5 protein-coding genes and 2 pseudogenes are annotated in these 12431 nt (G+C 38.9%); all 7 read left to right on the plus strand.

Going from position 1 to position 12431, the window contains the following annotated elements:
- Positions 1–101: 101 nt before the first annotated feature.
- Entirely contained in the window at positions 102–461 is a 360-nt protein-coding gene (locus tag NEOC84_RS00935) for a hypothetical protein (RefSeq protein ID WP_166154432.1), read from the plus strand.
- 266 nt (positions 462–727) lie between these two features.
- Positions 728–856, plus strand: a complete 129-nt coding sequence (locus NEOC84_RS10025; protein ID WP_278248287.1) for a hypothetical protein — start codon at positions 728–730, stop codon at positions 854–856.
- A gap of 140 nt (positions 857–996) precedes the next feature.
- Positions 997–2208: a hypothetical protein gene (locus tag NEOC84_RS00940; RefSeq protein ID WP_166154434.1), complete on the plus strand. Its 1212-nt coding sequence runs from the start codon at positions 997–999 to the stop codon at positions 2206–2208.
- A gap of 150 nt (positions 2209–2358) precedes the next feature.
- Positions 2359–5865, plus strand: a complete 3507-nt coding sequence (locus NEOC84_RS00945) for a tetratricopeptide repeat protein (protein ID WP_166154436.1) — start codon at positions 2359–2361, stop codon at positions 5863–5865.
- Between the two features lie 136 nt (positions 5866–6001).
- Positions 6002–9943 carry a DUF4116 domain-containing protein gene (locus NEOC84_RS00950; RefSeq protein WP_166154438.1) on the plus strand — a complete coding sequence of 1314 codons (3942 nt, stop codon included), beginning with the start codon at positions 6002–6004 and terminating at the stop codon, positions 9941–9943.
- 249 nt (positions 9944–10192) lie between these two features.
- Positions 10193–10917, plus strand: a pseudogene (locus NEOC84_RS09840) (IS5 family transposase); the annotation flags it as partial.
- A 146-nt stretch (positions 10918–11063) separates the two neighbouring features.
- Positions 11064–11834: pseudogene (locus NEOC84_RS00965) on the plus strand (helix-turn-helix domain-containing protein); the annotation flags it as partial.
- Positions 11835–12431 lie beyond the last annotated feature (597 nt).

A 12431-nucleotide genomic window follows, 5' to 3' on the forward strand; every position in this document is an offset into this window, starting at 1 on the left:
TTTTAATTCCTTTTTTGCCATAAAACTAAATTTAAATATAAAAAAGCATTTTTTTTAAACAAGCTTTTTTGAGAAGAATATAAATGCAACTTGCTGATTGTATGAAAAAAAATCCTTCTCTTTCTATTAATCATACTCTTCCCTTTTCTTCAAAAAACTCACCTGTTAATTCAATCTCTTTTCCTACCCTTAGCTTAGGGTTACCGAGTTTGCATCCATTATCTGAGCAATTGGTACCACCTTTTAATACAGATAGCCTGCACTTGAATTGTACAGGCATGGGTATAATTGGAGAAGTGAATGAATTAGCGACTAGCGTGATAGGAGGTCACTCACAGCTTCTTAGCTTACAACAAGTGGCAGTAGAAAGCTTAGAGCGGAATATACATTTATCTCAACACATAGGTGATCGCCATTATGAAACAGGTTTTGCAAGGCGGGCACATTGGTTTACCGCCTAGAGCGAGTTTGCATAAGAAATTAGAAAAAAAGAAAGCGATTTAAGATATTACGTTGCAATCAAAAAATTGCAAAAAAAGAAAAATTGAAGTTTAAGAAAAGAAAGCTGCCCTAGGAACAAAAAAATTAAACTGACCAAGCCGCGGGAGCAAACTTTGAAAAGCACTCGTTTTATCTACCTAAAAGCTCCTCTTGAAGGATTTCGAGGGACGAGATTTACTAAGAAAGGTTGAAAAAGCTTTGCTGCCTGCAGCAGAAAGAGAAATACATGCGCCTAGATAGAGCAAGCAATCTATTGCAGGAAGCCAAGCAATGTTATGAGGATACTGTAGAAATGCTTTACACTTTTTATAGAAATCAGCCCTCTGACCTAGCGGAGGCCTTAAAAATTTATTAACTGTATCAGAAACTTTGAGCAGATCTACATATTTAAGAAATATTAAGTAGTATTACTTGAGGAAAAATTGGATTTTGTCTTGTGTAGCTAATTTATACGTTTTTAACATTAAATAACATCTGTTTTTAAAGGAGAATATTATGCAACCTACTAATAATGAACAATCGGGCGCAACTAGCAGTTCGATATCATCTAGCTCAGGGCCTCAACAATCTGCCAGCAGTTGGAATGCTCGTACCTGGAGTTCTTCGTCTTCTTTTCAGTCTCGTTCTTTTCAACCCACAAGCTTTCGTCCTACCTCTTATGCGTCCTCCTCTACATCTCTTAGCCCAGTGGTTTATGGACAATCGAATTCTCAAAGTATACTTCCTGCTTTAGACCCTTCGCGCCTTACACCTGTATTTCAAGAAACAGTCATTCAGGCTCCTTCTAGAGATAGTCAAAAATTAGTTAATCAATCCTTTAAAAAAGGAGCACTAAGTATTAAAGAAGATAGGGAAATGCTAGAAAAGATAAAAATTGTTTTATCTGAACAAACAACCCAAACAATAGCCTTACGCAAACAAATAGATGAAAGTGTAACTTCATTTTATGATGAATCGATGAAGATGAATAAGCTTTGTAGTTCTTTAGCTTTTGAAATCGCCAAAGCGTTGAAAGATGCCACTATAGCAAGCATAAGGACAGGTGAAGCACTACGAATGGATTATGATGAACGTAATCGATCCGTAGAATTTACAATACATTTGGCTACTCAAGTAGGACACCGCTACTATGAAACTGCTAAACAATTTATGGATCTACAAAGAATCAATACGGATGGCCGATTTAAAGATTATCAAGAGTGCATTGATTTAGTTTTCTATGCTAGAAAGCAAGAACTTGATTTACTTAAGTCACGCTTAGAAGTTTTAGCTCACCATGAAAACCATGAATTGCAAATTATGACGGCTTTGCATAATCAAAAGCTTAAAGAAGAATCTCAACTTTTTGACCAGCTAATGCAAGGCGCTAATTTCGTCTCCGAGCAAAATGAAAAAGAAATAAAATTTTCCATAGAAGAAAGAGAATTAGCTCAATCCCATGAGGTCGATTTAGTAAAATTAAGCTTAGAGAAAGAGCGGGTAGAGCTAGAAGGTAAAAAAGCAGAAAATGAAAAAGAAATAGAAGAACTTAAAGAAAAAAACAAGATGGAAGTAGAGAAGTATCTTGCTGAAAAACACGTAGAAATAGAGGGCAAACGTATTGACGCTGATACAAGATGCCGATTAACTGAGACAGCAGCTACAGTGACTACTACTACACTCAACGCTGTAGCTAGTATTGCTAAGCCAAAGTGTCTTTTAATGTAAATTCTTTACTTAAAGAAAGAGGTGGTAAATAGCCTCTTTTAGGGGAATAAAAACCTTAGAAACTTAAGATTGATAAAAAAATTTTAAAATCAAATAAGGAAGAGAGATTAAATGTAATAATTTGATCTCTCTTTTTAAGGAGAATATGCAATGCAACCTATTGAGTCTGTAGATAAAAAAACCTCTTTTTCTATTAATCCCTCCTCAGGCTTTTCTTCTTTAGAAAGCTCACCTGTTAGTTCAATCTCTTTCCCGATCATTAGCTTAGAATCACAGAGTCTACATCCCTTATCTGAGCAATTGATAACCCCTTTTATCACAGACAGCTTGCACTTGAATCGTGCAGGCATGGATATAATTGAAGAAGTAAATGAAGTAGCGACTAGCGTAATAGGAAGCCATTCTAGGCTTTATAGCTTACAACAAGTGACAGCAGATAGCGTAGGGTGGAATGTACATTTATCTCAACAAATAGGTAATCGCCATTATGAAACAGCTATGCAAGGCGGAGAGCTGATTGCTGCTCATGCCTCGCTTGCACAAAAAATTAGAAAAGGCGAAAACGATTTAAAACATCAGACTGAAACCCAAAAATTGCAAGTAAAAAAAATAGCGTTAGAAGTTGAGCAAGAAGAGATTGAATTAGAAAGAAAAAAAATTGAACTAGCTCAGAAGCAAAGGGAGAGCTTAAAAAATATGCAGATTATCTCTTTAAAAGCTTCCTTAGGAAAAAGGTTTACCAAGCGCTCAGATTTGCTAAAAAAGCTAGAAGATACTTTGCTGCCAAAGGTAGACAGTAAAAGGCATGATCCTACGATCTGGCTAGTTCTGTGGGGGTTAGGAGGAATAGGCAAGAGCGAGCTAGCCTGCTACTTTGCTAATGAGTATGAAAAATGCTATTCTCTTATTTGGTGGATTAATAGTGAAACGGCCGATAACCGTGCTTATGCCTATCGACAGCTAGCTAATGAACTAAATATACGTATAGATCAAAAAGCTACTTCAAAGGAGATTGAAAAAAAACTTTTCTTTCAGCTAGAAAACCATCCTTTTAATAAACCTTGGCTACTAATTTATGATAACGCGGAAGAAGAATATCAATATGACCAGCTAGAAAAAGTTGATAAGATAAAAAGAATTGCTTTTCCTCAACGCGGGGGATTTATCTTGATGACAGCTAGAAGCAACAAGATGGCTCCTTTTCTTGAAGATTGTTTAGAGGTCAATCCCTTTACTCCCCTTGAAGGATTAGAGTTCTTAAAGGCTCGGTTATCCACGCATCTACCAAAACCACTAAAAGAGTATGAGAAACATCAGCAAGAGGAAAAGGAACTCCCGCTAAAGTCCCTCATTAATCAGCTGCATGGCTATCCTTTAGCTTTAAATCAAGCAGCAGCTTATATAATAGAGAATAAAATGCTTGTGACAGATTTCCTTCAAGCATTAGGTCAAAAGAAAGAAATTTCCCGAGAAATTATTCAAAAAATAGATGTAGAACGCTACGGATCTTCTTTAAAGGCTGTATGGTGCTTGACTTTCAAAAATCTCCTCACTCGCTATCCCTTAGCTTTAAAGTGGCTCCACCTATGTAGCTATTTAGACCCTACAGGCATTCCTCTGGAATGGATGGAATGGTGGGTTAAAAAAGAAGATAAGCCAAGTGAAAAGCAAAAGGCCCAAGAAGTCGTAAAATTGCTCAACGCTTTAGAAAGCTATGCTCTTGTTCACTATGATATACACACTAAGCAGCTTAGTCTGCACCGTCTAGTGCAAGAGGTCATACGTTCTGCGGCCCTCTTTCAGAATGAAGAGGCAGAAGTAAAAGGAGAAGAGACGAATTTTGTCCACCAAGCTTACCAGCTTCTTTTAGAAAAAGGTAATGAGATAGAAATAGGCACGCCGGAAATATGGGAATTGGCTCTTAAATGGTTAGGCCACGCTGAGTATATGCTTCAACATTTTGCCGAAGTACTCACTCAAGGAGCGCAAGGTCAGCTATGGAGCCAAATAGGACATGCTAAAAGGATAATCGTAGATTATCAAGGAGCTTTAGTCTCCCATCAAAAAGCCCTGCATTGCTTTCAAGCTGAATATGAGGGTAAGTCTCATCCGGATATAGCTTGTTCCCTACATAGTGTAGGGCAAGTATTACGCTGGTTAGGAAGGCTTAAGGAGGCTAAGGAACATTATAAGCAAACTTTACACATGCTCCGCGACTTGTATGGTACTCAATCTCATCCGCATGTGGCTATTTCCCTAAACAATTTAGGGATTACGCTACAAGCTTTAGGATTCCTTAAGAAAGCTAAGAACTATTATGAGCAATCTCAACAGATGCATCTTGTTCTTGGGGGCGATAATTCTAATTTTGAGGTAGGTGCTTCTTTACATAACTTAGGAGTAGTATTGCAAGAGATGGGGCAGCTAGAGCAAGCTAAGCAACATTATAATCAAGCCTTACAAATTTACGATGAACTTTATGGTACGCAGCCTCATCCCAATGTGGCTATCTCTTTAAACAATTTAGGAACCGTTTTATCTACACTTCAGCAATTTGAAGAAGCGAAGCAGGCATTTCGAAAAGGAATGGAGATACAAGAAGCTTTATATGGCAAGCGTCCTCATCCTTCTCAAGCAGATTCTTTAAACAATTTAGGTCTCTTGCTGGCAGAAATAGGAGAAGTAAACGAAGCAGAGGAGAATTTTAGAAAAGCTTTAGAAATGCAACGCAGTTTCTATAAAGATGAAAATCATCCTTCTATTGCTCTCCTCTTATTTAACCTAGGAGATGTTTTAAGAAAACAAGGAAAATTTACTCTTGCTCTCCCTTACCTGGAAGAAAATCTAAAGATGAGACGTCATTTGCATGGGAACAAAGCGTGTCCAAAGCTAGCTTCTGCATTAGCTACTTTAGGAACAGTCTTAATTAGCCTACAACAAGGAAATCAAGCTAAAGCCTGTATTAAAGAAGCGCTAGGGATGCAATACGCTATCGACGGCGATCAGCCTAGCAACGCTTTAGCTGCTGTCTTAACTAATATGGGTGCTGTGATGCGCTTATTGAAAGAACGCGAAGCAGCAAAACCCTATTTTGAAAAAGCTTTGCAAATTTATCGCTTAAACTACGCTATTTTGCCATCATTTGAGCTTGCTAATGCGTGGTACAATTTAGGAATAATATTAGAAGATTTGAAAGAGGTTGAAGCTGCTGAGCAACATTATAGAGAATCTTTAAAGATAAGACGTAGTCTTTATAACTTGAAGCCCCATCCTGACGTAGCCGCTTCTTTAAGAGCAGTGGGAGGAGCTTTAAAAGATTTAAGGCAATTTGAACAAGCTAAACAGCATTTTCAAGAAGAATTAGAAATACAACGTGCTCTGCATCCTACCCAAAGTCACGAAGGTGTAGCTAATTCTTTATTTAATTTAAGCATTTTATTCGTTGATCTGAAGAAATACGATTTAGCCAAGAAACATATGGAAGAAGCTTTAACTATTTACCAGCAATTGCATGCAATAGAGGAAAAAGAGGATGCACAAAAAATGTTGAAACATATAAATTTGAGGATAATCACGATAAAAGCAAGTAAGGAAAGAGAATTAAATAAGCTAAAGAAACAGAGTAAAAATAAAAAAGAGATTTGCCTACTTATGTAAAAATAATCATTTTAAGGAAGGGACAGCTACTTTATCTAATAGGCTGTATTTAATTACCTTGTTGCTTTCTTTTAAATTTAATAATATAAGTGTATTCAGTTACTTTTAATTTAAGCTCGTTACTGAGGAATATTCAGTGGAAATAAATAAGTTATCTCAAGCTTGCAGTTATATAGATAAGGTGGCTGATTACATACCCATCGTCAGTACAGTAACTAACCTATTTGATATTTTTCAAAAACAGGTCATTTTACGCTCTAAACAAAAAGAAAATATAAACAAAAGCTCCTATTATCGACATCTTAGCCAGAAAAGCTTTAAACGGTGTATTATCTTGCTAATCCCTATTCTAGGAAATATAATTGTAGGTATTTGGGACTTTACCCATCAAAAATGCTACCCTAACTCCCCGCCGCCGACACCTCGTGGATCTCCACAACTTAGCTTTCCTTCCAGTAATACAGCCGCTATGCTTACCGCTGTCCAGCAAAACGGTTGGACCCCTGAGCCTGCGAAGCTTAACCTAGAAAAAGAGAAAAATAAGGAAGCTGTTGCTGTTCAAAAAGAGTCGTGGTATTTGGGGGGTTGGTCATCAGACCCACAATTAAATAAGGAAAAGAGAAATCGGCTTGCTGCCGTTAGACAAGATGGCTTGGCACTTAAGTACACAAGCGTATACCTACAAAAAGATAAAAAAGTGGTGCTTGCTGCCGTTAAGCAAAATGGTATGTCACTTGAGTACGCAAGCGAAGGTCTAAAAAAAGATAAAAAAGTGGTGCTTGCTGCCGTTAAGCAAAATGGTATGTCACTTGAGTACGCAAGCCAGGAGTTAAAAGAAGATAAAGAAGTTGTGCTTGCTGCCGTTAAGCAAGATGGCTTGGCACTTAAGTTTGCAAGTGAGGAGTTAAAAGAAGATAAAGAAGTGGTGTTTGTTGCCCTTAAGCAAAATGGTAGGTCACTTGAGTACGCAAGCCAGGAGTTAAAAGAAGATAAAGAAGTTGTGCTTGCTGCTGTTAAGCGAACTGGCCTGGCACTTAAGTTTGCAAGTGAGGAGTTAAAAGAAGATAAAGAAGTGGTGTTTGCTGCTATTAAGCGAACTGGCATGGCACTTGAGTATGCAAGCGAGGAGTTAAAAAAAGATAAAGAAGTAGTGCTTGCTGCTGTTCAGCAAGATGGCCGGGCGCTTAAGTACGCAAGCGAGGAGTTAAAAGAAGATAAAGATGTGGTGCTTGCTGCTGTTAAGCAAAATGGCAGGGTATTGCAGTATATGGAGGAAGCCTTTAAAAATGATAAAGAGATTGTACTTGCTGCCGTTAAGCAAAATGATTGGGCACTTCAGTTTGCAAGCCAGGAGTTAAAAGAAGATAAAGATGTGGTGCTTGCTGCCGTTCAGCAAGATGGACGAGCGCTTAAGTATGCAAGCCAGGAGTTAAAAGAAGATAAAGAAGTGGTGCTTGCTGCCATTAAGCAAGATAGCCGATCTTTTGAGTACGTAAGCCAGGAACTAAAAAAAGATAAAGAAGTGGTGCTTGCTGCTGTTAAGCAAAATAGCTGGCTACTTCGTTACGCAAGCGAGGAGTTAAAAGAAGATAAAGAAGTTGTGCTTGCTGCCGTTAAGAAAGATGGTTTGGCACTTAAGTTTGCAAGCCAAAAGTTAAAAGAAGATAAAGGAGTGGTGCTTATTGCCCTTAAGCAAAATGGCATGGCACTTGAGTACGCAAGCGAGGAGTTAAAAAAAGATAAAGAAGTTTTGCTTGCTACCATTATTAAGCAAGATAACCTATTCCAAATTAAGCAAGATAACCTAATCCAAGGTGGCCTAATCTTTGAGTATGCGCATGAAGGTCTTAAAAATGATAAAGAGTTTGTGCTTGCTGCCGTTCAGCAAAATGGCAGATTACTTGAGTACGCAAGCGAGGAGTTAAAAGAAGATAAAGAAGTGGTACTTACTGCCGTTCAGCAAAATGGCTTGGCACTCCGGTTTGCAAGCGAGGAGTTAAAAGAAGATAAAGAAGTGCTGCTTGCTGCCGTCCAGCAAGATGGCTTAGCACTTGAGTATGCAAGCGAGGGGCTAAAAGAAGATAAAGAAGTGGTACTTACTGCCGTCCAGCAAACTGGCTCAGCATTCTTATACACCAGCGAGGAATTAAAAAAAGATAAGGAAGTAGTGCTTGCTGCCGTTCAGCAAAATGGCTTGGCATTTAAATACGCCAGCCAGGCACTAAAGGAAGACAAAGAAGTGGTGCTTGCTGCCGTTCAGCAAAATGGCTTGGCACTTAAGCACGCAAGCCAGCTATTAAAGAAAGATAAAGAAGCGGTGCTTGCTGCTGTTCAACAAGATGGACTGGCACTTGAGCATGCAAGCGAGGAGTTAAAAAAGGATAAAGAAGTGGTGCTTGCTGCCATTATTAAGCAAGATAACCTAATCCAAGGTAGCCTAATCTTTGAGTATGCGCATAAAGGACTTGGAAACGATAAAAGTTTTATGCTCGCTGTCGTTCAGCAACGTGGTAGGGCACTTGTATACGCAAGCCAAAAGTTAAAAGAAGATAAAGAAGTAGTGCTTGCTGCCGTTAAGCAAAATGGTAGGGCACTTCATTTTGCAAGCGAGGAGTTAAAAGAAGATAAAGAAGTGGTACTTGCTGCCGTTAAGCAAAATGGTAGGGCACTTCATTTTGCAAGCGAGGAGTTAAAAGAAGATAAAGAAGTAATGCTTGCTGCAGTTCAGCAAAATGGTAGGTTACTTGAGTATGCAAGTGAGGAGTTAAGAGAGGATAAAGAAATGGTGTTCGCTGCCGTCCAGCAAGATGGCTTGGCACTTGAGTATGCAAGCGAGGATCTAAAAGAAGATAAAGAAGTGGTGCTTGCTGCCGTTAAGCGAACTGGCAAGTCACTTGAGTATGCAAGTGAGGAGTTAAAAGAGGATAAAGAAGTGGTGCTTGCAGCCATTCAGCAACATGGTTGGGCACTTGGGCACGCCAGCCAGGCATTTAAAAATGATAAGAAGATCGTGCTTACTGCTGTTAAGCGGAACGGCTTCGCACTTGAGTATGCAAGCGAGAAGTTAAAAGAGGATAAAGAAGTGGTGCTTGCTGCCGTTCAGCAAGATGGCAGGGTATTGGAGTTGGTGCAGGGAGCTCTTAAAAATGATAGGGAGATTGTGCTTGCCGCTGTCAAGCAAAATGGCTTAGCCTTTTATCACGCAAGCGAGGAGCTAAAAGAAGATAAAGAATTTATGTTGGCTGTTGTTAAGCAAGATGGTATGGTATTGGAGTTGACGCAGGAAGTACTTAAGAATGATAAGGAGATTGTGCTTGCTGCTGTTCAGCAAAATGGCTGGGCACTTAATTACGCAGGCCAGGAATTAAAACAAGATAAAGAAGTCGTGCTTGCTGCTGTTCAGCAAGATGGCAGGTCAATTAAGTATGCAAGTAAGGAGTTAAAAGAGGATAAAGAAGTGGTGCTTGCTGCCGTTCAGCAAGATGGCTTGGCATTCGGGCATGCCAGCGAAGAGCTAAGGAGAAACAAAGAATTTGTACTGGCTGCAGTTAAGCAAAATGGCTTAGCCTTTTACTACGCCAGCGAGGAGTTAAAAGAAGATAAAGAAATCGTGCTTGCAGCTGTTCAGCAAGATGGCAGAGTATTGGAGTTAGAACAGGAAACACTTAAGAATGATAAAGAGATTGTGCTTGCTGCTGTTAAGCAGAATGGCTGGGTACTTCAGTTTGCAAGCCAGGAATTAAAGAAAGATAAAGAAGTCGTGCTTGCTGCCGTTAAGCAAAGAGGTGCAGCACTTCAGTATGCCAGCGAAGAGCTTAAGAATGATAGAGAGATTGTATTAGCCGCTGTGCAAGAAGATTACTGGGCTTTTTCTTTCGCTCATGTGGGATTACAAGACAATCAGGAGATTGTGCGTGCTAGTATTAAGCAATATATCTTGCAACTTGGGATCGCTATCTTCCACTCCATTCAGGATAATAATTTGGAGAAAGCTGAGGTTCTGCGAAATGAATTAGCATTAAGGGTAGCTATTCTAAATCAGCAAGATGGTAAGCCAATCACAGTGTTGTTTAGCTAAATCACATAATATGCCATAGACACTACCTGCTCTGACAAGCAGGAGTTACCTGGCAGATACTATTTCTGTCAGTTGTAACTTATCTTAATATCTTTTCGTGTGCAAGACGCTTGGCATCTAAGAATGTTTGTAAAGGCGTCATGCCAAAACAATACTTTCCTATAGGTGTTCTTTTATTAGACCTCTTTCGAAACTGGAATAAAATGTAAATTTTAGTAAAATGGTGACTCAACATTTAAAGGAGGCACCATGAAATTTGATAAGATAGAGAAATTAGATGATGAACGGTTTCGCAGATTGACAGGGGTAAAGCGTAGTACTTTTGATAAGATGGTGCAAATTTTACAGGAAGCCGATACGGCCAAGAAGATTAAAGGCGGGCGTAAATATAAACTATGTTTAGAAGATATGCTGTTAATGGCCTTGGAATATATGCGCGAATATAGGACCTATTTCCATATTAGCCAAAGCTATGGAATTAGTGAAAGCTCAGCTTATAAAGCGGTGAAATGGATTGAAGATACGTTAATCAAGCATCCAAATTTTGCTTTACCGGGGCGTAAAGAGCTTTTGAAAAGCGATACAGAATATGAGGTTATTTTGGTTGATGCTACAGAAACGCCTATTGAGCGCCCTAAAAAAAACAAAAGCGCTATTATTTAGGGAAAAAGAAAAAACATACCCTAAAGACCCAAGTAGTAGTCGATAAGAAGAGTAAAAAAGTAATATATACCTCACATGGCAATGGCAAAAAGCATGATTTTAGGCTATTCAAAGAATCCCAAGTTAAAATCAATCCACAAATAAGAGTGTTAACCGATTCAGGGTATCAAGGATTAACAAAGCTGCATGCCCAAACCCAAATGCCTAAGAAAAAAAGTAAGAAGAAGCCTTTAACTCAAGAGAATAAAAGAACAAACCAAAGTTTATCCAGAGAAAGAGTTGCCAATGAAAACATGATTGGCCTCCTTAAGTGTAATAGATAGGACTTAATCTGACATTTGTGATAAAAATAAAGGAAACACGATTTATAAGTCGCGAAGCTTGAAGCCCTGTTGCTCATTAAAAGTGATAGCAGGGAAGTTGAAGCGAGCGACTTAAACCAATAAGGAGTGTCAAAATGTCAAATTTAGCAACTCATCAAAAAGTTATAAAAAATAAACTTGGTGTTTTAAAGCTAGCTGAAACATTAGGAAATGTATCTTAAAGCGTGTAAGATGATGGGGTATTCTAGAGATAGCTTTTATAGATTCAAAGAACTATATGAAACAGGTGGAGAGGCAGCTCTTCAGGATATGACGCGTAAAAAACCCTGCATAAAAAACAGAGTGGACGAGTCTATCGAAAAAGCTGTGGTTGATTTTGCTCTTCAAAAGCCTGCTTATGGACAATTAAGAGTATGTAACGAGCTTAAGAAACAAGGGGTTTTCATTTCGCCAGGAGGTGTGCGTTCTGTTTGGCTACGATACAATCTTGAGACTTTTCAAAAACGTCTCAAAGCATTGGAAGCTAAAGTAGCTCAGGAAGAAATGATATTAACAGAGGACCAACTAAAAGCTTTCGAAAAAGCCAAGGAAGAAAAAGAAGCACAGGGCGAAATTGAAACTGAACATCCAGGCTATTTATTATCTCAAGATACCTATTATGTAGGCACTATTAAAGGCGTAGGACGCATTTATCAACAGACAGTGATCGATACCTATTCTAAGGTAGCTTTTGTCAAACTCTACGATAGGAAAAATGCGTTGGTAGCAGCGGATATGCTGAATGACCAAGTCATTCCCTGGTTTGAAGAGCAAGCTATTCGTGTCTTAAGAATATATTGACCGATCGTGGGACAGAGTACTGTGGAGCAAGAGAGCATCATGAGTATGAACTTTATCTGGCTATTGAAGGTGCGCCGCAGGCGCGCAAAGAAGTTCAATATGAACTAAAACTTTGTGCTTAAGCTGTACAAATGATGGAGAAGGCCCTCCGAAGTCGGTTTTCAGGAACGGGCTTCAAACCACCTTAAGCTGCTGTTATTAAGAGTAATGGTAGTGAGCATTAAGGAAAAGTCGAGATAAAATCGGAAGGTATAAATCAGAAAGACGAATAAACCTTAAACCATTGTTGACGCGTCGTAAGCCAGAAATTTGATGTCAAAAGCAGGGGCGCTTCGATCTTCTGTAAAGAATCTACAAGATACCTGATTACTGTGTAGATGGCATCCGGCGTATAGATGGCGTGAGTCTGATTTGGGCGTTTGTACGGAACTGTGGGAACCAGTCGCTTGGATGATAAGAGAGAAATTCAAATGACTAAAATCATAAGAATGAGAGTACCGATGCCAAGAACGGGGGCGGAACAACCTGTAGTAGCAAAGAAGGCTGGTAATGCAGCTGGAGCAAAGAGGTTGGATTAAGTGGTAACATTCATTATTCAACTAGATTTCTAGGAGGAAATCGTGAGTGAAACAAAACCTTTTATTATTTCTAAAATACTTGTT

The organism is Neochlamydia sp. AcF84 (genome assembly GCF_011087585.1).
In the GTDB taxonomy this organism is placed as follows: Bacteria; Chlamydiota; Chlamydiia; order Chlamydiales; family Parachlamydiaceae; genus Neochlamydia.